This is a genomic window from Burkholderia sp. KL41 (assembly GCF_057005415.2).
The window spans coordinates 3,546,261-3,568,239 of sequence record NZ_CM174447.1; the positions used below are offsets into that span (position 1 = coordinate 3,546,261).

Below are 21,979 nucleotides of genomic sequence, written 5' to 3' on the forward strand. Positions count from 1 at the left end.
ATGAATCAAGCCCCAGAGCCTCGTGTCACTACCGTGACCTGAGGATCGCCAAGCTACGTCAACGTGTCGTCAAGCACCCGAAGGTACCGCACAGTCGATTTTTCGTAGTCCTCTAGGAGCCGAGATTCAAAGTTCTCTTGTCTGCTATGCTCTTGAATGGAGCTCATGATGCTATCGTCGGTCTTGTGCGTAATTCCGTCATCGATAACATCTTGCGTGACAGCTGCCATGCGTGTCGTGCACTCTGTGACATACGCCAGCTTGGCAATGTCGAGATCACCTTTTCCACCAGAAGGCATACATGGATTAGGAGATGAAAGGTTGCTCACCGGATGAAGATCAATCTCATCGACGTGAATCAGGTCGTCAGCCATATGCTTCCCGAAATATCGGATCAGCTTGAAGTGTTCAACGATCAGTTGTTCACGCCAGCGCCGGTGGAATGCCATATAGTCTGCCCAAGACGACGCCGAAAACTCCTTCCAGCCCTTGTTGTGTGAGGCAATGGTCATTTTGGCTAGTTCATTGTAGCCATCGTTCAACAATCGACTTGTCTCCTGCGCGGTAGCCTGTGCACCATCGATAAAACGCACGCGCTCAGCATGCGCTTCCTGACGACTCAGTTACCAACCTATCCCCCCAACGTCAGGGTAGAGGTGATAAGTGCAGCCGCGACCGGGCCTGCAAAATTCTGCCAATACGAAGCATCGTTACTCATTTCAAATGGTCCTAGACGAGGTGGAAGATATACCCCTTGAAGTTTGCCATGCAAGTTAATACGATTATTTTGCCCTGATACTCAGGGTTCCACCACAACGAGCGATGACCATGGCAACGGGAAAGAAAGCCGCATCTGACGCGGGCAAGATCTTGCGTGATCCGAAGTCGACAAAGAAGGAAAAGGAGGTCGCAGCATCTGACCTAGCACAGCGCAAGGGTCCCGCATCGAACAAGTCCAAACCAAAGAAATAAGCCGCCACGGCACGCCGTGTTGATTGAGGTCCATCCGCACGCTGCGCTGTTTTTCTCTCTCGCAGATTCCCAACCTACACGGCAATCGTAGGTGGCATCCTCCGATCTCCGCTAGCTACCAACCAGCTCTTCAGGATTCGCAATCCGATTCATATGCGCCATGAGATTCGCATATCGGAGAAGCTTATTCGATAGTTAGCAACCTACAGCCCGACCAACGCGTACGGCATAAAGGTAGTCGTCAAATCCTTCTGGACACCATCGATAATTCGCAGGCAGTTTTCAGTTATACAAAAGTAATATATTTGTATGTTTATTTTAATAAATCAAACCTCAACATGATCTCCCTTTTTCGCGAGCCTTGCGGTACGATCTGCGCAAACGATTAACCATATCCAGGGCCGCAGATGTCTTCGTTCTCCTTCGCCGAGATTGCGAAGCAGTTTCTCGCACTTCAAAATAACCGACTGTTCACGATTTCAACGCCTCTCTCCGGCCGCTCAGATCTCGTATTGACCGAGTTCGACTGCAACGAGGGGCTTGGACAGCTGTTTGAAATCAAACTAAAGCTCGCGTCTCAAGACCCAAACATCGAGCTCAAAAAGTTGATCGGCAAACCGATCACGGTCACGCTGCAACTGACCGATGCAATGGCCAGCTCGGAAGAACGTTACTTTCACGGCTATGTCACGGATTTCGAGCATACGGGTACGGACGGCGCTCTCGCGACTTATGAGGCTATCGCTCGCCCCTGGATTGCCTTCATGGATCGTCGGAAGGACATTCGCATCTTCCAGGAAAGGACCGTCGAGGAAATTCTTGACGACGTGCTACAGCGGTATCGGAAATTTGGCGACGTCGAGTTTCGGTTGCGCCAAGCGAGTTTCAAGCGGAGCTACTGCACGCAATACAAGGAAACGGATCTGGCGTTCGTGTTACGCCTCATGCAGGAGGAAGGGCTGTTCTTCTACTTCGAGCACAAGAAGGACGGCCATAAGCTCGTCATCACCGACACATCGACAAACGCCTCGCCGATTTCCGGGCGCAGCCCGATGCTACGCTACTCTACCGACGAGATATTCTCGGACGAACAAGTCGTCACGTCGTTCGTCGCACATCGGCAACTGACGTCAGGCAGCACCACGCTGAAAACCAACGACTACAAGGCGCCAGGCGCGCAGCGCCTCGTCGATGGCATCACCGGCATCAATCAGGGTGACGTCGACAATTATGAAATCTACGACTATCTCGGGGCACACGGGTTTCCGGACAGTAACCGTGGCGAGCAGCTCGCGCGCTTTCGTTCAGAGGCGCTGGCCGCCCACAGCAAGTACTTTTCCGGTGTCAGCGACTGCCGACGCATTGAGCCCGCTCGATATGTCCAGATCGAGGCGCACTACGACCATGAACGAGCACAGCCCGAGGAGCGCCAGTTTCTGGTGACATGGGTCCGACATCGCGGCACAAACAACTATCAAGCACAACCCGGTGTCGCGACCTACACGAACGAATTTCGCTGCATTCGCAAGAAGATTCCGTATCGGCCGCTTTTGACGATCCGCCGTCCGACCATCGTCGGCATTCAGACCGCAATAGTCGTCGGCCCCCCGGGCATGGAAATTTATACAGACGAGCTCGGCCGTGTGAAGGTGCAGTTTCCCTGGGACCGTCTCGGCAATAATGATGAAGGCAGTTCGTGTTGGGTGCGGGTTGCCCAGCCATGGGCGAGCGGCGGCTTCGGAATGATCCAGTTGCCGAGAATCGGTGACGAGGTGGTCGTGGTCTTCGGCGATGGCAATCCTGATCGTCCCCTGATTCTCTCCTCCGTCTACAACGCGCGGAACATGCCGCCCTGGAGCTTGCCAGCGAATGCGACGCAAAGCGGGATTCTGACGCGCTCGAGTACGGGCGGTGACACCAATACGGCGAACGCGCTACGATTTGAAGACAAAAAGGGGCAAGAAGAGGTCTGGCTGCACGCGGAGAAGGATCAGCGCATCGAGGTAGAGAACGACGAGTCGCATTCAGTCGGTGTCAATCGACATAAAACAGTGGGGCACGACGAGAAAGCGGAGATCGGCCGGAACTGGACGCTATCGACGGGCGGCATCAAGTTCGAGACGGTCGGCCTCGCGTCGGTGCAAAGCGTCGGGCTTGGCAAGATGCTCAACGTCGGGCTCGCCTACAACGTGAACGTCGGTGGCTTGCTCCTGCGCAACGTCGCCCTGCAGCTGGCAAGTACGGTCGGGATGAGCCGCACGGATCGCGTGGTACAAGACTGGACCGCGCACGTGGGTCATACCTATGCGGTCACGGTACGCGGCAAGGCGGTGGGAGATGCTGTAAAAAAGGACCAGGAGACGCCCCTGGCCATCACGCCCGACTTCAGCCCGCAGATCCCCGAGCCTGTCGAGAGCGCAGACAGCAACCAGATTCGGATTACGGACAAGGGACAGGCGAGCCTGTCAGGCGCGTCGATCACCCAGTTGATCGGCCCGGGCGGTACCGTTACGATCGACGCATCCGGCATCCACCTCAAGGGCAAGGGCATCTACCTCGAAGGACCGGTCACGCAAAGCGGCGGCAGCGCGACAGGACTGGCGCCCGTGACTGAGGCGGACTGCGCCGAGTGTGCAAAGAAGACGCAATCAGCGCACCCGGTCGACGTAGTGACTGGCCAGAAGCTCTTGAACCTAACGGACTTCACCCTGCCCGGGCGCATACCTATTCAATGGAGCCGCCGATACCGCAGCGCAGATCAACGTACCGGCAGCCTTGGCGTCGCGTGGAAACTGCAATATGCGACCGAAGTTCAACGACAAACGATCGCTGCCGTATCGAAGCTTGTCTATATCGACTTCGACGGGCGACAACTGCATTTTCCGATGCTCGAACCGGGCGACGCACATTTCCATTCGATCGAGAAGTACACGCTTGCGCGGCTCGATGACGGCGAAAACGGACCACGTTATGCAGTTCGCTTTCCGAATGGGATTGTCGAGACCTACGAGCGCCACCCGGTTGATCCATCGCGCTGGCAGCTCCACTTGTACGAGACGCGAGATGGCCAGGCACTCACGCTTTCCTACTCGCCGACCGGTAGCCTGCGTGAAATCCGAAACAACGTCCATACAGTCGCGTGCCGGCACGATGAATTCGGCCGTATCATAGAAGTGCATTGGCTCGATGAGCACGGTGATTCAAAGCGCAAACTCGCCACGTATAGCTACGACGACCGCGGCGATATGATCCAGGCGGTCGATCATGGCAACATGATCTGGCGGTACTCATACCATGAGCACCTGCTCTCGAGCTACGAAACACCGACCGGCGCAACGTTCGTGTCCGAATGGGACGGCGTTACCCCGCAGTCGCGTTGCATACGTACCTACGCCTTCACGCGCGACGACAACGGCAAGCCGCTGATCACACGCGACACGCGATTCGACTATCAAGCTCGGCTGCAGATGACACGCGTGACCAACATGCTCGGAAATACCACGATATACCGGTACAACGGATTGTGGGCGGTGGACCATGTCACGCATCCTGACGGCAGCACCGAGACCACCGAGTTCGACGAAACCGGAAATGTCGTAGGCCGCACCGATGCTCTTGGCCGCACACCCAAATCGGTGTGTGATGCGCAAGGCAATCCGGTTGCCATTCGAGATGCCGCCGGTCACCTGACACGCATCGAGTACAACGAACACAACCTGCCGACGCGAATCACTGATCCCGCCGGTCAGATCTGGCAGCGCGAATACGACGCGAACGGAAATCTGATCAAGGAAGTCGATCCGCTCGGCAACGTGAGCGAAACGGCCTACGAAAACGGCTTGCCGAGCATGCATACAGACGCGCTCGGCAACGTTACGCATCTGCAGTTCAATAATGCAGGCCAGCTGATTGCCCACACCGATTGTTCCGGTTACATCACCCGGTATGCGTATGATGAGTTCGGCCAATTGACTAGTCAAACGACAGCGGTAGGGCAAACAGAAAATCTCCATAACAACGCTGCCGGCAAGCCTACTGCGGTCCAACCAGCTGGGCTTGGCATTTGGAAAACCGAATACAACCAGGCTGGGCGGCCAATCGCGCACATCGATCCGCTCGGCCGAACGACACACGTCACATGGGATGCATACGGCGAACCTGTCGGTGTCCTCGATCCGATGGGTAGCGAGACGAAGTTTGAATACGATGAGCTTGGTCGACTGACCAGTCTAATCAACGCGAAAGACGAACGCTGCACGTTCACCTACGATGCGTCAGGGCGCATCGTTGAGCAGATTGGTTTCGACGGACGTCGCCAGCAGGTCATGTATAACTCCGCAGGCGAGCCGGTTGAGCAAATCGATCACGGTCAGGAAGGCCAACTGCGCATATCAATGCTGTACGACAGTCTCGGCCGCCTGATCGAGCGGCGGCTCGGAGACGGTACGCGTACTACATTGGTTTACGACGAAAGAGGTTTGCTTACGCAGCTGCGTCATCAACCGGCAAACGGCTCTGAGTCACAAGTCACCTACGAGTATGACGCGGCGAGAAGACGAACCGGGGAAGTGCAAGCGCACCACGGTCGGGTCTGGCGGCTCCAGCATCAACTCGACGCTGCCGGCAACCGCAGCGAGACTCTGCTACCCGGCATGGGCATGCTCACCTGGCAGCGCTATGGCACTGGGCATATCCACGGACTGCTGCTGAACGGCGAGCCACTGGCGAACTTCGAGCGCGACGCGCTGCATCGCACGGTCACGACCACCCAAGGCCCGATCGCACAGCTGTTCGATTACACCGACGCCGGCTATCTGAAATCACAACGTCTACAGGACCTCGATGAACGTGGTCAGCCGCGCACGGATCCGCGGCCGTGGCGTACGTGGAAATACGACCCCTCTGGTCAACTGACGCAGCAGGCCGATGCATGGCGCGGTATGCGCCATTATCGATATGATCAGCTTGCTCGATTAACAGGCGTCACTCGCACGCCTGGCGAGGCGAAACTTCGAGTTTCGAGCGAAACGTTCCACTACGATTCGACCGGAAATCTGTTTGCACGTGTCGCTGATGAAATCGAAGGCGACAATCCGACAGTTGAACACTTCACGCACGGAAATCGGTTGTCTCAGTTCGTAGACACCAACGGCGATAAGCGTTCGCAGCTCGCATTCGCATACGATGGGCACGGAAATCGGGTCAGCCAATCGATACAGCAAATCCGCGAGAGCGTTACGCCTGCACCACCACTCAAACTACTTGATCGAGTGTTGTCGAGACAGAGTGAAACTCAATCCATCCGTACCGCCGAAACGACAGCAGCGATGACAACACGCTACCGATACGATGGTGCACATCAGCTCGCAAGCATCGAGCACGCGGACGGCAGTCAAACCGAATACCACTACGACGCAATCGGACGGCGCATTGCAAAGATCCACAAGCCGGCGCGCGAAACGCCGCGTACAACGCTTTTTGTTTGGGACGGCGACTGGATGCTACAGGAGATCCGCGCGGGTGCGTCACCACGCGAGGATGTTGCCATCACTTACATCGCACACCCTGACCATTCCGGTCCATTAGCGAAACTGGAGGGTGGCAAGCGCTATCATTTCCTCAGTGATCATCTGGGCACACCGCAAGAACTGGTAGATGACGATCGGAAAGTTGTGTGGGCGGTGGATCTGAATGCCTACGGCGGTGCACCTACACATATCGTAGATGAAATCGACAATCCGATCCGGTTGCCCGGGCAGTATCACGATCTGGAATCGGGGCTGTACTACAACCGTCACCGATACTTTGATCCGCAGATTGGACGGTACGTTAACCAAGATCCGATCGGAATTTACGGCGGGGTCAATTTCTACGCATATGCTGCGGGAAATCCGCTGAGCTATACAGACCCGCGCGGCCTCGACAACCCGGGCATGGGGCCCTATAGCGTGCGTCCGAATCAATATGGTGCTTATCCAGATAAGAACGGAATTTATCCTCTCGCCCCAACAGGCAGCAAATGCGTCCAGAATTTCTTGCGCGCCAACTACGGATCGACCGGAGCGTGGGTAGCGAATGCAGGCAACATCCAACAGTACATCCCAAGCATGAATGAAGGATACGTTGAATCGCTTAAGACTGCGGGTGAAGTTGGTGCAGAAAAGCTAACCCTTACGAAAGGACCCGGCCTTGTTGGAAGGGCCATAAGTGGCATTTTCCCAGCGACTGCTGGCGTCTTAGGTACAGTCTCGTCATTTCTTTCCGGAGCAGCTGAGTTGGCCGGCGCGGTCTTCACTCCGTTTGGCACGGCTGCAATGGATCAGGCTCAGCACGCTTGCACGTGTCCCAATTCAGCATTCAAGAAATGAGAAACCAATGCCATTGATTACCATGCAACGAAGCCGATATTTCCCGGATGCCATGGGTTTGCTTGTCCTCATGATCCTTGTGGCGATCCTGTCGACTTTTGTATCGGCCTCCGAAATTTCCCGCCCCTTGTGGGTTCCCATCTATGCCGCTTGGGCTGCGAGCGCGATTTTTGTCTGGCGTAAGGTTGAACCGGAAACGAAACCTTGGCTCATGATCGGATTGTGTTCGATAGGTGGCGCTCTTCTATGGTACGTCGTGAGCCGAACTGCCAGTCACTGGATATTTGGGGCCACGGAATCCGAGCTTTCCAAAGTCTTCGACCTACTGGTTGCACTGATACTTTCCCCCGGTCTGACGTTTGTTGCGATTGCTGGTTGGGTTCGTGCGGTTATACGGCGGAAACAAGGTTGATCTCGCTCAATGTGCAACTTGTTCACCCGGCCCGCCCAAGGAGCCTATTTGACGGGTGGTCGGATCGGTATGAGATCAATTCACACTTGAACCAATAAGACAGGGCGCCATCGCATGCCACCGCTCTCCATTGCTGAGATCGCGAAGCAATTCTTTGCGTTACAGAACAACCGGTTGTTCACGATCAAGACGCCGCTGTCGGGCCGGTCCGAACTCGTGCTCACGGAATTCACGTGCGAGGAAGGCTTGGGTAAACTGTTCGAGACCTGGCTCACACTGGCCTCGCAGGATCCGAACATCGAACTCAAGAAGCTGATCGGTAAGCCCGTCACGATCACCCTGCAGCTTACCGACGCACTCGCCAGCAGCGACGAGCGATACTTTCACGGCTATATCACGGACTTCGAGCACATCGGCACGGATGGCGGCCTCGCCCGATACAAGGCAATCGCCCGTCCTTGGATCACGTTCATGGACCGTCGGCAGGACATACGGATCTTCCAGGAACAGACGGTCACCGACATCCTCGGTGCAGTACTGCAGCCCTATCGGAAATTCGGCGACGTGGAGTTTCGCCTGCAGAAACCGACTGTCAATCGCAGTTACTGCATTCAGTACAAGGAAACAGACCTGACGTTTGTACTGCGGCTGATGCAGGAGGAAGGACTGTTCTTCTACTTCGAGCACGCGAAGGATGCCCACAAGCTGATCATCAGCGACACATCCGTCGATGCGAAGCCGATTGCCGGACGCAGCGCGAGCTTGCGCTACTCGACAGACGAAATTCTCGACGACGAACAGGTGATCACCGCATTCGCGGCACGTCGACAATTGACCTCCGGAAGTACGACGCTCAAGACCGTCGACTACAAAGCCCCAGCAGCGCAACGGCAGGTTCAAGACGACACCGGTATCAATCAGGGTGACGTAGAAAATTACGAAGTCTACGACTACCTTGGCGCACATGGCTTCCCTGACAGTAGCAGAGGCGAGCAACTCGCCCGCTTTCGGAGCGAGGCACTCGCTGCGCATAGCAAGATTTTTGTCGGCAAAAGCTACTGCCGTCGCCTCACACTCGGCCATTACATCCAGGTCGAAGACCACTACGATCACGAACGAGTCCAGCCCGAAGACCGGCAGTTTCTTCTAACCTGGATTCGACACCACGGCACAAACAACTATCAGGCTAAACCTGGAGTTGCGACTTACACGAACGAATTTCGGTGCATCCGTAAGAAGATCGCATTTCGGCCGTTGCAAACGATCCCGCACCCGGTCATTCATGGCATCCAGACTGCTGTCGTGGTCGGCCCTAAGGGGGACGAAATCTACACGGACGAACTCGGCCGAGTAAAAGTCCAGTTCCATTGGGACAGACTGGGTAAGAAAAACCAGGCAAGTTCTTGTTGGATTCGCGTTGCCCAACCATGGGCAAGCGGCGGTTTCGGGATGATTCAGTTGCCCAGAATCGGCGACGAAGTGGTCATTGTATTCGGTGACGGAAATCCCGATCGGCCTCTGATCATCTCGTCCGTCTATAACGCGCAAAACATGCCGCCGTGGCAACTTCCGGCAAACGCGACACAAAGCGGGATTTTGACCAGATCTACCACGGGTGGAAGCTCCGACACCGCGAACGCACTGCGCTTCGAGGATAAAAAGGGGCAAGAAGAAGTCTGGTTACATGCCGAGAAAGATCAGCGCATCGAAGTCGAAAACGACGAATCGCACACGGTTGGTAACGATCGCGGCAAATCGATCGGCAACGACGAGAACGCGACGATAGGTCGAAACTGGACACTTTCTACGGGTGGCGTCAAATTCGAGACGGTCGGCCTCGCGTCCGTGCAAAGTGTCGGACTCGGGAAAATGCTCAACGTCGGGCTCGCCTATAACGTCAACGTTGGTGGCCTGTACCTGCGCAATGTCGCGCTGCAGATGGCCAGCACCGTCGGACTGAGCCGAGTCGATCGAGTGGTGCAGGATTGGACTGCGCACGTCGGGCACACATACACAGTGACTGTGCGCGGTAAAGCAGTCGGAGATGCAGTAAAACAAGATCAGGCAAACCCGCTCGATATCTCGCCCGACTTCAACCCCGAGATTCCAGGCCCGGTTCAAAGCTCAGACAGCAATCAGATAACGATTACCGACAAGGGACAGGCAAGCCTTTCCGGATCGTCGACTGCACAGCTAATTGGCCCTGGTGGAACGGTCACGATCGATGCAGCGGGTATCCATCTAAAAGGCAAAGGCATATATCTCGAGGGTCCAGTTACGCAAAGCGGCGGCAACGCAAGGAGCCTCGCAGCCGTCACCGAAGCGGACTGTGCGGAGTGCGCAAAAAAAACGACCAGTGCGCACCCGGTTGATGTAGCAACTGGCCAGAAGCTGCTCACACACGACGATTTTGTGCTGCCAGGACGAGTACCGATCCGATGGAACCGGCGTTACCGTAGTGCGGACCAGAGGACAGGAAGTCTAGGCATCGCATGGAAGTTGAGCTATGCAACGGAAGTGCGTCGCGTGACTATCGCCGACACGCTGAAGCTTGTTTACATTGACTTCGATGGTCGGCAACTGCAGTTCCCTCTGCTTGAAGTCGATCAGGATCATTTTCATCCGATCGAGAAATTCACTCTCTCGAGACTGCCCGATCACGACGATCGAGAAGTCTACAGCGTGCGATTCCCGAACGGAACCATCGACTCATACGAAGCACATCCGCAAGAGCACGATCGGTGGCTGCTACGACAGCGTGAGACACGCGATAAACAATTTCTCGCCTTTACATACACGCAGACCGGCAGCCTGAGCGAGATTCGCAACAACTGCCATACCGTAGTAGCCCGCCACGACGAACGTGGACGGATCGTTGAAGTTCACTTGGCCGACGAGCACGGTAATTCCGAGCGGAAGCTGGCCACATATCAGTACGACGAACACGGCGATCTAATCAAGGCGGTTGACCGCGGCAACGAAGTCTGGCGATATCAATATCACCATCATCTGCTGACAAGATACGACACACCAGCCGGAGCTACGTTTATCGCCGAGTGGGATGGCGATACTCCACAAGCGCGCTGCATACGCACTTACGCATACGCACCGGACCGGGATGGAAACAAGGTCGTCTCTCACGATACGCGTTTCGACTACCAACCTGTCACCCGCATGACACGTCTTACGGACGCACTCGGAAATGTCACGACCTATCGACATAACGGCCTCTGGGCCGTCGATCAAGTCGTACACCCCGACGGGAACATCGAGGCCACCGAATTCGACGAGACCGGCAATATTGCGGCCAGAACTGATGCGTTGGGACGACGTACGGAAACGATCAGCGATGCCACCGGAAATCCGATCGCGATCCGTGACGCTGCTGGCAATTTGACTCGAATCGAATATAACGAGCAAAACCTGCCGATCCGCATCACCGACCCGGCTGGCCAGATTTGGCAGCGCGAATACAGTGCTGACGGCCTCCTGATCAAGGAAATTGATCCGTTAGGAAACACGTCCAGCACGGAATATCAAAACGGCCTGCCTGTGACGCGTACAGACGCGCTCGGAAACATAACCCGGACGCAGTGGAACAACGCAGGTCAACTGATCGCAAGCACCGACTGCTCGGGGCACACGACTCTCTATGGCTACGATGAACTGGGCCGACAAACGAGTCAGACGAACGCGCTCGGACAAACCAGCAAGTTCTACGGCAACGCCGCAGGCAAACCAACGTCCGTGCAACCCGCCGGACTGGGCACCTGGAAAACTGAATACGATGCCGCCGGCAATGCGAAAGCTTACATCGATCCATTGGGCCAAACAACGCGCGTATCGTGGAATGCCTTTGGGCAGCAGACCGGGGTCGTTGATCCGGTCGGAGGCACCTACGTTTTCGAATACGACACTCTCGGTCGAGTGATCTCGCTAACGAATGCCAAGGGCGAACGCGCACTGCTCCGTTACGATGCGCGTAACCGCGTCAGCGAGCAGATTGGGTTTGACGGTCGTCGCCAGCAATACCAATACAACAGCGGCGGTGAGTTGGCTGAGCAAATCGATCATGGGCGCGATGGTCAATTGCGCACGACACTACTCTACGACGCCCTCGGACAAGTCATCCAGCGTCGATTGAGCGATGGGACGCGCTCCAGCTTTGTCTACGACTCCCGGGGCTTGCTAACGCAGGTTCACCACAAACCTGCGATTGGCGAACCATCGCAGATCACATACGAGTACGACGCAGCCGGGCGTCGTACTGCTGAGGTTCAATCCCACCACGGTCGCGTATGGCGATTGCAGCACCGCCTGGATCCGTCCGGGAATCGAAGCGAAACCCTATTGCCAAGCATCGGAACGCTTACGTGGCAACGATACGGAAGCGGTCACATTCACGGGATGCTGCTCAACGGTGAGCCGCTCGCGAGTTTCGAACGGGATGCGTTGCATCGAACGACCCAGGTAATTCAAGGACCTGTTGCGCAACTGTTCCAGTTCAACGAAGCAGGACTCACCGTCGCGCAGCATCTTCTGGATCTCGACGAGCACGGTCGATCGCATACGGAACCGCGTCCTTGGCGCTCATGGCAATACGATGCAGCAGGGCAGCTCACTCACGTCTCCGACGCATGGCGCGGGGAACGACACTATCACTATGATCCACTCACACGACTAACCGGCGTCACATGCCAATCGGGCGACACCCAGCGGGCAGCAATAAGTGAATCGTATCGTTACGATCCGGCAGGGAACCTGCTCGAGCAGACGCGTGCGGATGGTACACAGGTTGCAGTAGAGGACTCCGCAAGCTCTCCCGCAGCAATCGGTGATCGCCTTGCCAGGTTCATCGCTACCAATGGGATCTCTCGATCGCAGCTCGACTTTTCCTATGATGGACACGGGAATCGTGTTGAACGGACGACACGAGACGTGCGGGAAAAGGTGGAAGCTCCGCCCACGCCCAGATTGCTTGGCAAACTGCTGTCTCGCAGCGATGATCCTGTTCCAGTCGCGGCAGCAAACTCCGCGGCAACACGTTACCGTTACGACAGCGCTCACCAACTCATCAGCATCGAGCATGCTGATGGCGGTAAAACCGAGTATCGCTACGATGCGCTCGGTCGCCGTATAGCAAAGATAGATACGCCTGCGGGACAGACATCGAGCACGACACTGTTCGCTTGGGATGGCGATTGGATGCTGCAGGAGATTCACGCGGGATCAGTTTCGCGCGACGACACGCTCGTTACATATGTTGCACATCCTGATCACGGGGGGCCGCTGGCACGCATTGCGCAAGGCAAGCGGTATTACTATATGAACGACCATCTCGGCACACCGCAAGAACTGTACGACGACACCCGCAAGGTTGTATGGGCAGTTGACTTTGACGCATATGGTCGGGCTCGTGAGCACATTGCAAGTGAGGTCGACAATCCAATACGCTTTCCAGGCCAATTCCGCGACAAGGAATCTGGGCTGTACTACAACCGGTATCGGTACTACGATCCGGAAATTGGACGGTACATCACACCAGATCCCATTGGCCTTCGAGGCGGCGGCAATGTCTACGCGTACGTAAACGGAAAGCCGACGCAGCGAATTGATCCGCTGGGCCTCAACGGCACACTAGGCGTGACCTGGGGCGGAATCGGTCAGGCAGCAGCAGCTGAAGAAGTGTTGGGCGGTGGTCCAGAGGATCCGATAGCAGATATCGTGGCCGGTGTGACGATCATCGGCGGCGCTGCAATCATTGGGGGCGGTGCGCTCTACAATGCCATAACTGGCAGCAGCTCGCAGAGCCAAGCGAAAGCAAAACCGGCTACAGATGCAGCGCCTTGTCCGAACGATCCATGCAAGCAGTTGAACGACGAGGTGAACCGCGCAAAAGATGTCGTCGGCAAACTCGGCGGGTGTACACCGGCTATGAGAGGTTACGACTTGACGGTCCGTTACAACGCTTGGCTTGGTCTTGCGAAGGCGAGGTCACAACGCGAGCAACGGTGTTGGAACGGTGGAGACCAAGGCCACCAACAAGCAATGGCAGATGCATGGGCGATGGTAGGAAAATGCAAACAGCTGATGACGGGCGTTTAGTGATGGAACGTATTAGACAAGCTTTTTCCGAAAGGAAGAGGCCGATGTCGGTCGTTCCAACAGTCTCACCGGACACGAACGACTACTACGACGCATTACACTTCTCAAACCTGCTCTGGGACGAGACGACTGCTTACGACTGGACAAAGTACTCGGATGCTATCTACAGATTTACTCCCGAAGCGTTCTGCTACTTTTTGCCCGGTATCATGCGCGTCTCGATCGAAGACAATCAGGTCACGTTGACGGTCATCGAGAGTTTGATGGGGTCGCTGGACAGGTCGCCGGTTGTGGAATACTGGGATGACTATTTTCTGCAGCGCTGGCCCAAGCTGACAGACATCGAGTGTGATGCGGTGATCGAATGGCTTCTGTGGCTCAACGAACATCCGCTATCGCCATTCTCGGAAGATACGATCCTTCGAGCGTGCGAAACTTTGGAACTGGTAAAGAAGCATCGGACGGAGTAGCAGTCACATGAAGGCTATTGTTCGCAAGGGCGATTTGACGGACCACGGCGGTGTTGTTCTAGAGGGCTTCTCTGGTGCCGACTTTAGTGGCAGACCTGCCGCCGGACTCGGCCATATGGTGTCCTGCCCAAAGTGCGGCGGTATATATCCCATCGTCCAAGGCTCAAATCAGTATTCGATCGAAATGAGGCCTGTCGCGCTGGACGATATGAAGACGGCGTGCGGCGCCGCATTAATTGCCAGTCAACAGCAATTTTTGGCGAGTGAGTGATAAGGGTACCTATCAACAGTCGATTGATGATGTGTATTAGCCGGAACTCGATCTGACAGGTAGTCGGGCCGTTAGAGAAGAAGCGGTCAATGAGGAATGAGTTTCTCCTGGCGAGTTCCAGTGAATCGAGGACGGTGCGCATCGGCGTCTTGCCGTAACACCATCGCCCCTGATGCTCGCGTTCATTGTTGTACTGATCGAGCCGCGCATCAAGATCGGTCTGCAAGGCATCAACCGATTTGTAGATCTTCTTGCGGAAGGCGACACGATAGAACTCGTTGAGCATGGTCTTGTGCAGTCGCCCGACGATCCCGTTGGCCTGCGGCGACTTGGCCTTCGTGCGAGTGTGATCGATGTCTTCCACGGCCAGATACAGCTCGTATTCGTGATGCTCGGGGTTGCCGCAGTATTCAGTGCCGCGATCCGTCAGCACGCGCAGCAGCGGAATGCCGAAGCTGTCGAAGAATGGGACGACACGATCGTTCAGCAGGTCGGCCGCCGGCACCGGAGCCGGCAAATCATCAGTACGACTCCGATGATTTCTTCACTGCCGTGAAGGCAGGGAATTTCCCGTCGGTCAGCTTCTTGAAGGCACCAGCGGCACAGGACGGTCATGCAGGCTATTCCGCCCCGCTCGACGAGCAGGCGTTCGTGACGAAGGTCGTCAACTTCCTGTAGCAGCAGCCCGACTGGCCAAACACCGCGATGATCGTCACCTATGACGACTCGGACGGCTGGTGCGACCACGCCTATGCGAGCCCGATCCGCGCGTCGTTCGTAAGCCCCCGGTAAAGGCACCGAGGCTCGTGAGGTACCGCTGATCAAGCCGCGGCGAGCGACCAGCGATGCGGAAGCAGCGACGCGATGTCGTCGGCACGATGCGTGGGCAGTCGGGTGAGCACGTCTTTCAGGTAGGCGTACGGATCATGGCCGTTAAGCTGCGCCGACCGGATCAGGCTCATGATCGCGGCTGCACGTTGCCCCGCGCGCAGTGAGCCGGCGAACAGCCAGTTCGAGCGGCCAGTCGCCCATGGTCGAATCTGGTTCTCCAGCCAGTTATTGTCGATGGGCACGTGCCCGTCATCGAGATAGCGCGTGAGCGCTTCCCAACGCTTCAGGCTGTAGTCGAGCGCCTTCGCGATCGCCGATCCTTCGGCAACGAGCTTGCGCTGGGTCACCATCCAGGCGTGCAACGCATCGGCAACGGGCCTGGATCGCTGCTGGCGGATGGCCTGTCTTCGATCAGGCTTCAGTTCGGCGACGTCACGCTCGACGTCGTAGAGTGCGCCGAAGTATTTCAGCGCCTGCTCGGCGATCTGGCTCTGGTGGTTGACGTGCAGCTCGTAGAATTTCCGGCGCGCGTGAGCGACACATCCGATTTCCGTGATGCCCAGTTCGAATCCAGCCTTGTAGCCGCCATAGTCATCGCACATGAGCTTGCCACGCCACACACCCATGAACTTTCGGGCATGTTCGCCGGCACGGCTGCCGGCGAAGTCGTAGACCACGGCCTTCAGATCGGCGAATGGCGTCGTGCTGTACGCCCACAGGTAAGCCCGATGCGTCTTGCCCTTGCCGGGCGACAGCATCTGCACCGGCGTCTCGTCGGCGTGCAGCACGTCGCGCTGCAGGAGCGCTTCGCGAAGCGCATCGACCAGCGGTTGCAGCCGTACGCCGCAGATGCCGACCCACGCGCCGAGCGTCGATTGCGGGATCGCCAGGCCCGCGCGAGCAAAGATGCGTTCCTGCCGATACAGCGGCAGGTGGTCGCCATATTTGGCAACCAGCACCTGCGCCAACAGCCCGGTGGTCGGGATACCCTTGTCGATGACGTGAGGCGGGACCGGTGCCTGGATCAGGGTCCCGCAGTGCCGACAGGCCCACTTGCCGCGGATATGCCGCTCGACTGTGAACACGCCTGGCGCATAGTCCAGCTTCTCGCTGATGTCTTCGCCCACGCGCTCCCGCTGGCAACCGCACTGGCACGTGGTGTCTTCCGGCTCGTGATGGATGTCCGTACGCGGCAGTTTCGATGGCAAGGGCACACGCTTCGGCTGTTGCCCAGGCCCAGCGGCACGCGTGGCCGGTTGAAGCTGTTCGAGCTCGGCTTCCAGTGCCGCCAGGTCTGCATCGATCGCCTCGTCGAGCAGGCTCATCTGTTCGGTATCAAGCTGCTCGCTGCGTTTGCCGAACTGCAGGCGCTTGAGCACGGAGAGTTCGTGCGTCAGTTGATCGATACGCGTTTGACGGTAGTGCAGTTCACGCTGCGTCTCGCCGACCTGGGTCATCAACTGAGCGGCCAGTGTGCGCAGTTGCTCCGGGCTAAGGGCATCGAGGTCGGCGGGCAGGTTCATACGGCCCAGTCTGCCAGAGCCGGCACCGCCACGGAAGCGAAACTGTTTACGGCACCGACGACGCGTTACACCACGCAGATGACGTGATCGTGCGTCAGGGTCTGCCACGGCAGCCCCGTCACGAGCGCCCGCAACTGTTCGGGATTCAACGCGACGGCGATTGCTTCGTGGCCGTTCGTCCAGACGAACCGGCCCTTGTTCAGACGACGCGCAGCCAGCCAGATTCCGAAGCCGTCATAGACGAGTACCTTCATGCGCGTCGAATGCTTGTTGGCGAACAGGTAAGCATGGTGAGGGCGCGCTGCGCCGAACACCTTCACCACACGCGCCAGAATCGTATCGGCGCCGGCACGCATATCCAGCGGTTCGGTCGCCAGCCATATCGCGTCGATGCGGATCACCGCAGCCATCCCTGCAACCAGAGCGCACAATCACTGGCCGACGATAACGGCCAACGCACGGTCACCGTCGCCGCACCCCGACGTACCTCGATCTGGATCTCCGTCGCCCCAGATGCAGCCCCGCACGTCTCAAGCTGTAACGGCACAAACTCTGCCGATGGCGCGCTCATCGACTTGCGGGCAGCTTCGGCCGCATCCCGTTCTTCCTGGGCGGCCACCCAGCTTCGCAGCATGTTGGCATTCAGGCGGTAGTGCAGCGCTACCGCCGCGATCGACACGTTTGGCTGCATCGCCGCACGGATCACCTGTGCCTTGAACTCCTTGCTGTGCCGCCGACGTCGCGTCGGTTGCACAACCTCCTGCATCACCTCGGTCTCATCCATCGTGTACATCTGTCCATTAAAAATTTAGATGGACACGATCCTCGCCTTCGCGCCTAACGCGATCAAGATGACTTCCCCGGGTGCTTACCGTCGTTCGACGCCGTCGGCCAACTGAACGGCAACGGCAAGTGCGGCGCGGGCAAGGCCAGCGCTGGCGTGAACGGCAGTCCGGTGAACGGGCGCTGTGGCCCGGGCGTGCGGATTCCGTTCGTCGTGATCTCGCCGTACGCGAAGCAGAACTATGTCGACCACACGATGCTCGACCAATCGTCCGTCGTGCGCTTCATCGAGGACAACTGGTTCGGCGGCCAACGCATCGGCGGCGGTTCGTTCGACGCGACCGCAGGCGACTTGCGCGGGTTGTTCGACTTCACGTCGAAGCCGAACACGACGCCGCTATACCTAGATCCAATGCTCGGCACCGCGCTGAGCTCGGTGCCGATGAACTAATCGCCAGCGTCTCTAGGCCGGCGCACGATGCACCGGCTGTCCCGTTTTCACGTCTCGCGCACGTCCACACTTGCCCCTTGCACGACAACGAGGCACTCCACGTTTTCTTGCCCTCCCGCACATGACGCCGACGCTGCCCCAGCTTCACGAAGACCAAGCCGTCGGCGTCAACGATGCGAAAGCCAATCAGGGCCGCACGTCGTCGCCGCCACGCTTCACTCAAGGTTCGCTACTCGACGCCATGCGGCACGTTCACCGACTGGTCGATGATCCGGAGGAAAAGAAGAAGCTCCGCGTGCTGGACGGCATCGGACGCAGTGCGACGCGCGCAGCGATCATCGAAACGCTGCTCAAGCGCGGCTCCATCGTGCAGAACGGCAAGACTATCACGGCCTCGGCGCTGGGGCAGATCCTGGTCGACGCGCAACCCCAGACGCTTACCGACGACGGACTAACGCCGTGTTGGGAAAAGCTGCTCGACGGCATCGCCGAGGGCCGCGTGCCACTGCCGGTCTTCGAGGCGAAGATGGTGGAAACGCTGCGCAAGCTGGTCGACACGGCCAAGGCCGCCAAGCTGCCGCTTCCTCCACCCGGGTGCGAAGCGAAACCGCGGGCATCGGACAAGCCGGTGCCGAAGAGCGCGAAGCCGTGCCCGAAGTGCGGCAAGGGGCACATGGTTCAGAAAACCTCCAAGGCCAGCGGCAAAACGTTCATGACATGCACGGCCTGGCCGGCGTGCGATCACCAGGAGTGGAAAAAGTGATCACACAACCCGGTGGCAACAGCGGTCTCTAGATCTTCCCTGATTTCGTGGGAATGCTCGGCAGTTCCTGAGGCGGATTAGAGCCGCAAACTACTTGCATCGAGATACAAACTTGCTGCCATGCCCGACGCCGTTCGGGATCTCGCTCTCGGTGAAAAGGACAATCCTGCTCTCGACCACAACTGACGAGCGGGCAGTTCCACAACGGGCAAGTGGTCGTCGCCGTGGCATTGGGGGGAAGCTTCGCCATATGGTTACATCCGTTGTTGGTTACTATTCATCCAGAACTTTCTCGCCCGCAGCATTAGCCGCGCGCGTGTCGCGCCGAGGCCGAAGCTGTATCGGGAAACAGCCGCTGCATGAACAAGGAATCCCCACTGCCCGTTACCACGAGTTGGTTGGTCGACCGCGTGGCAGCGATGTAGAACAAACGGGCTTCCTGTTCCAGGTCGTCCTCCGCCGCCGACAATAGCCCCACGCCCGGGATAGCGACGAACGGGTATTCCAGACCTTTGCTGGCGTGCATGGTGAGGACGGTTACCATGTCGGCTGTTGGCGAGTACGCCTTCTTGTTTTGCTGCTGCCACTGGTAGGGAATCTTCGCTCTTTCCAGCGCGTCGACGCAGACTTGGCCAACCGACTTGGTTCGATGCACAACTGCCATGTCCTGCCACGCGACACCTTGCTGATACGCCTGAGCCAGACGTCGAGCGATTTCGGAGGCCTCGTCCCGAAGCGACGGCAACTTGATCAGCAACGGTCGAGGCCCTTCCCGTCCGCAACTGACCGGACGGATCAACGGTACCCCATCGTCGTCGGTCACCTTCGGGTCGAGGATGTCTTTCGCGATCAGCGCGGCCAGTTCGAGGATCTGCCGCGTATTGCGGTAGTTGATCTTCAGGATCGTCGTTCGCCCCTGGGCCTGAACGCCAACGCTCTTAAAACTAAATCCGCGATGGCTCGATCGGTTGAAGATCGACTGCGCATCGTCGTACAGCACCAGCAAATGGTTGCTGTCCGGCGACACCATTTGCACCACGAGTTTGAACCAGGCCGGTTCGAAGTCGTGCCCCTCGTCGATCAGAATCGCGCCGTACTGCGCCGCCGGAATGTGGCCGCGATCGACGCATTCGATGACACGTTGAACCAGTGCTGGAAAGAAATCGGCGCCCTGTTCCGCTGGCAGGGACTGGTGATACGTGATCAACTGGTTTCGGCACCAGCCATGAAAACTACGGGCGTCGACCTTTCCGTTCAACCCCTTCGCATCCATCCAGCTCTTCAGCCGCTTGGACAGCGGTTCGCTGAAGCAGAGGATCAGGATAGGCTTTTCCGAGCGGCTCGCCAAATACTCGGCCCGGTATCCAAGGATCATCGTCTTGCCTGAGCCCGCGACACCGTGAATCACACGGTGACCGTCCCCCAGACTGCGCGCAAGCTGTTCCTGCTGAAGATCCATCACCGCCATGATGTCCGGGAGTTCTGGTTTCTGCTCGAATAACGTCTGCTGCTGGGGTGTTATTCGAATTTCGGGGAATAGGATCCACCGAATGCGATCGATTTGCGGTACCGTCAGCTTTTCGCGGAACTGATACTTGAACATCTGCCACAGTCGCTGCTGAAATTGTTCCGTGTCGACCGCTTCGGTCATTTCATCGGAGCAGATCACGCGGCTCGGATCGATCGCATGATCGAGCCCACCGTCCATGAACTGCTTGCGAGTCATGTTCGGCAGCACCACGCCATACGTCCAAGGGAAACGCAGTTTCCCTTGATGGGAATGTCCCGTCGGATGTACGAGCTGCGGATCCCGCTGAAGCGCGTCGATGATTTCCAGCGTGTAACCCCTGGCTTGTTCAAGTGGGTTGGCGACCGCTTTCGGGCCGTGTTCCCCCAAGATCTGCCACTCGCTGGGATCGACCTTCAAAATCGTGGACGGTTTCCAGTCCTTTACCTCAAGGACCAGCAACCCGCGCTGCGGATGCAAAATCACAAAATCCGGGTAGGACTGCATCGACCCGACACGCACGTCGTACCAGATCAGGTAATCGCTCTCCAGTTTCTGTTCAAGTCGCTCAGCAAGTCGTCGTTCCCCAGCTTGCATTTTCCCCACGCACGAGGAAAACGACGGGACGATTGTGGCCATACTCGGAATAATCGATTTATTGGAATACTGCCAATCTACCACGCTCTGATCTACTGCGATGGCCGAATATAACCCGCCTACCATTCCGGCATTTTCTTCGAAGGCACATTGGCACAGGCCTGCGCCTGCACCAATGATGTGATCGATATCGGCGGCAAGCAACGACTATGTCCGCCACCCAGTACCGGACGCAATGCACGTTCCGGAAGTCTATTGATTCGACAATGGCACCGCCGACCTTGATCGGCGACTCCAATACTCAGAATACTGCGCGGAAGAGCCAATGGAGCCCTGCAGCCAGAACAATCGATGCGGGCAGTGTCAGTACCCATGCCAAAAGCAGGCTGCGTACCGTATTCCATTGCCGGCCCAAGCCATTGGCCGCCATGGTGCTGGACGCCGCCGCCGTTGCGCAACGCGCCTGCTCTGGAATCACTTCGAGTTGTTTGCTCGCCTCGACGCCGATCGCCACGAGGGCATGGCCGTCGTGCGCGCAGAATCGTTCAGACTTGGGTAGCTCGTGCCGCACGACCTCGCGTGGCAGGTTTAGATCGAGCGGTTTGCGCCCACGCTTGCCGCGCGTGTGAGCCGCGACCGATGTGCCTGAAACGTCCTCGCGCGTGGCCAATATGTGGCTCATGCCATCGCAGGCATGTCACTTACGACGAACGCAGCTGGAAGGAGACCTGGCCGAGCTACGTCCTGCGTAGCTTAGCGTTAGCCGTTCGCGCTCCCCGCCCCTCTCTCTGCCGATAAGCGCTCGAAGTGAAGTGGCGGTTGCGTGTCCTCAGTGCGGCAACAACGACGCGATGATGTCGATCTAACATTGCGTCAAAATCCCACACTGCCAAATATTGACCCGCCGATTCCCGCAGAGCGAGTCA

General features: G+C 57.5%; 11 protein-coding genes and 4 pseudogenes. 8 read left to right on the forward strand and 7 right to left on the reverse strand.

Features of this window, described 5'->3' with window-relative positions:
* Positions 1-53: 53 nt before the first annotated feature.
* Positions 54-542, reverse strand: a complete 489-nt coding sequence (locus tag PQB87_RS33440) for a hypothetical protein (RefSeq protein ID WP_146756243.1) — start codon at positions 540-542, stop codon at positions 54-56.
* An 837-nt stretch (positions 543-1,379) separates the two neighbouring features.
* Between PQB87_RS33440 and tssI (PQB87_RS33445) the strand changes: the two genes are divergently transcribed.
* From tssI (PQB87_RS33445) to PQB87_RS33465, 5 genes are all read left to right on the forward strand, one after another.
* Complete coding sequence (gene tssI, locus PQB87_RS33445) at positions 1,380-7,340, forward strand: type VI secretion system tip protein TssI/VgrG (protein ID WP_489243373.1); 5,961 nt, start codon at positions 1,380-1,382, stop codon at positions 7,338-7,340.
* A gap of 7 nt (positions 7,341-7,347) precedes the next feature.
* Complete coding sequence (locus tag PQB87_RS33450; protein ID WP_134255930.1) at positions 7,348-7,752, forward strand: hypothetical protein; 405 nt, start codon at positions 7,348-7,350, stop codon at positions 7,750-7,752.
* Between the two features lie 114 nt (positions 7,753-7,866).
* Positions 7,867-13,857 (forward strand): type VI secretion system tip protein TssI/VgrG, encoded by a 5,991-nt coding sequence (gene tssI, locus PQB87_RS33455; protein WP_111938627.1) that lies wholly within the window; start codon positions 7,867-7,869, stop codon positions 13,855-13,857.
* Positions 13,858-13,901: 44 nt separating this feature from the next.
* Positions 13,902-14,327, forward strand: a complete 426-nt coding sequence (locus tag PQB87_RS33460; protein WP_111938628.1) for a hypothetical protein — start codon at positions 13,902-13,904, stop codon at positions 14,325-14,327.
* 7 nt (positions 14,328-14,334) lie between these two features.
* Entirely contained in the window at positions 14,335-14,598 is a 264-nt protein-coding gene (locus PQB87_RS33465) for a PAAR domain-containing protein (RefSeq protein ID WP_081076319.1), read from the forward strand.
* A 124-nt stretch (positions 14,599-14,722) separates the two neighbouring features.
* Here the strand turns inward: PQB87_RS33465 and PQB87_RS33470 are convergent.
* A pseudogene (locus PQB87_RS33470) lies at positions 14,723-15,106 on the reverse strand (integrase core domain-containing protein); the annotation flags it as partial.
* Here PQB87_RS33470 and PQB87_RS33475 point away from each other — a divergent pair.
* Positions 15,103-15,375, forward strand: a pseudogene (locus PQB87_RS33475) (alkaline phosphatase family protein); the annotation flags it as partial. The pseudogenes PQB87_RS33470 and PQB87_RS33475 sit on opposite strands and share 4 nt — an antisense overlap.
* Positions 15,376-15,419: 44 nt before the next feature.
* Here the strand turns inward: PQB87_RS33475 and tnpC are convergent.
* The 3 genes from tnpC to PQB87_RS33490 all read right to left on the reverse strand — a co-directional run bounded on the left by tnpC (position 15,420) and on the right by PQB87_RS33490 (position 17,736).
* Positions 15,420-16,952, reverse strand: a complete 1,533-nt coding sequence (gene tnpC / locus PQB87_RS33480; protein ID WP_034195837.1) for an IS66 family transposase — start codon at positions 16,950-16,952, stop codon at positions 15,420-15,422.
* 65 nt (positions 16,953-17,017) lie between these two features.
* Positions 17,018-17,362: an IS66 family insertion sequence element accessory protein TnpB gene (gene tnpB, locus PQB87_RS33485; RefSeq protein WP_133372528.1), complete on the reverse strand. Its 345-nt coding sequence runs from the start codon at positions 17,360-17,362 to the stop codon at positions 17,018-17,020.
* The gene (locus PQB87_RS33490; protein WP_226129905.1) at positions 17,350-17,736 is read right to left on the reverse strand and encodes a transposase; all 387 of its coding nucleotides are present in this window, start codon (positions 17,734-17,736) and stop codon (positions 17,350-17,352) included. Before PQB87_RS33490 ends, tnpB begins: the two co-directional genes overlap by 13 nt.
* Before the next feature lie 90 nt (positions 17,737-17,826).
* Here PQB87_RS33490 and PQB87_RS33495 point away from each other — a divergent pair.
* A pseudogene (locus PQB87_RS33495) lies at positions 17,827-18,186 on the forward strand (alkaline phosphatase family protein); the annotation flags it as partial.
* Between the two features lie 121 nt (positions 18,187-18,307).
* Positions 18,308-18,949 carry a DNA topoisomerase gene (locus tag PQB87_RS33500; RefSeq protein WP_060083164.1) on the forward strand — a complete coding sequence of 214 codons (642 nt, stop codon included), beginning with the start codon at positions 18,308-18,310 and terminating at the stop codon, positions 18,947-18,949.
* Positions 18,950-19,253: 304 nt separating this feature from the next.
* On the opposite strand, the gene PQB87_RS33505 is transcribed toward PQB87_RS33500, so the two are convergent.
* The gene (locus tag PQB87_RS33505; RefSeq protein WP_181522974.1) at positions 19,254-21,095 is read right to left on the reverse strand and encodes a DEAD/DEAH box helicase; all 1,842 of its coding nucleotides are present in this window, start codon (positions 21,093-21,095) and stop codon (positions 19,254-19,256) included.
* 415 nt (positions 21,096-21,510) lie between these two features.
* Positions 21,511-21,711: pseudogene (locus PQB87_RS33510) on the reverse strand (IS66 family transposase); the annotation flags it as partial.
* Between the last annotated feature and the right edge of the window lie 268 nt (positions 21,712-21,979).

Excerpts from the sequence above, each read along its gene's own strand:
- tssI (WP_489243373.1), top strand. The coding sequence starts at position 1,380 with ATGTCTTCGTTCTCCTTCGCCGAGATTGCGAAGCAGTTTCTCGCACTT.
- PQB87_RS33450 (WP_134255930.1), top strand. The coding sequence starts at position 7,348 with ATGCCATTGATTACCATGCAACGAAGCCGATATTTCCCGGATGCCATG.
- tssI (WP_111938627.1), top strand. The coding sequence starts at position 7,867 with ATGCCACCGCTCTCCATTGCTGAGATCGCGAAGCAATTCTTTGCGTTA.
- PQB87_RS33460 (WP_111938628.1), top strand. The coding sequence starts at position 13,902 with ATGTCGGTCGTTCCAACAGTCTCACCGGACACGAACGACTACTACGAC.
- PQB87_RS33465 (WP_081076319.1), top strand. The coding sequence starts at position 14,335 with ATGAAGGCTATTGTTCGCAAGGGCGATTTGACGGACCACGGCGGTGTT.
- tnpC (WP_034195837.1), bottom strand. The coding sequence starts at position 16,952 with ATGAACCTGCCCGCCGACCTCGATGCCCTTAGCCCGGAGCAACTGCGC.
- tnpB (WP_133372528.1), bottom strand. The coding sequence starts at position 17,362 with ATGGCTGCGGTGATCCGCATCGACGCGATATGGCTGGCGACCGAACCG.
- PQB87_RS33490 (WP_226129905.1), bottom strand. The coding sequence starts at position 17,736 with ATGGATGAGACCGAGGTGATGCAGGAGGTTGTGCAACCGACGCGACGT.
- PQB87_RS33500 (WP_060083164.1), top strand. The coding sequence starts at position 18,308 with ATGACGCCGACGCTGCCCCAGCTTCACGAAGACCAAGCCGTCGGCGTC.
- PQB87_RS33505 (WP_181522974.1), bottom strand. The coding sequence starts at position 21,095 with ATGGCCACAATCGTCCCGTCGTTTTCCTCGTGCGTGGGGAAAATGCAA.